The organism is Neobacillus niacini (assembly GCF_000759675.1).
Taxonomy (GTDB): Bacteria; Bacillota; Bacilli; order Bacillales; family Cytobacillaceae; genus Neobacillus; species Neobacillus niacini_A.
Map to the genome: position 1 here is coordinate 112,865 of NZ_BAWM01000114.1, position 264 is coordinate 113,128.

Below are 264 nucleotides of genomic sequence, written 5' to 3' on the forward strand. Positions count from 1 at the left end.
GAAAACATATATTGAAAGTTATTTTGATGCGCAAAAAACTTTGGTTATTTTACTTTGTAAAAAACCTTGGTAGCGGCGAAGGGAGTCGAACCCCCGACCTTTCGGGTATGAACCGAACGCTCTAGCCAGCTGAGCTACACCGCCAAATATCTGAATAAATTGTAAGTCATTTTGCTATGCAAAAAACTTTGGTGGAGCCTAGCGGGATCGAACCGCTGACCTCCTGCGTGCAAAGCAGGCGCTCTCCCAGCTGAGCTAAGGCCC

The 264-nt window shown here is 46.6% G+C and carries 1 tRNA gene; it reads right to left on the reverse strand.

Annotated features, from left to right (window positions below):
- Positions 1–67: 67 nt before the first annotated feature.
- Positions 68–144 (reverse strand) — tRNA-Met (locus tag TR08_RS24730).
- Positions 145–264 lie beyond the last annotated feature (120 nt).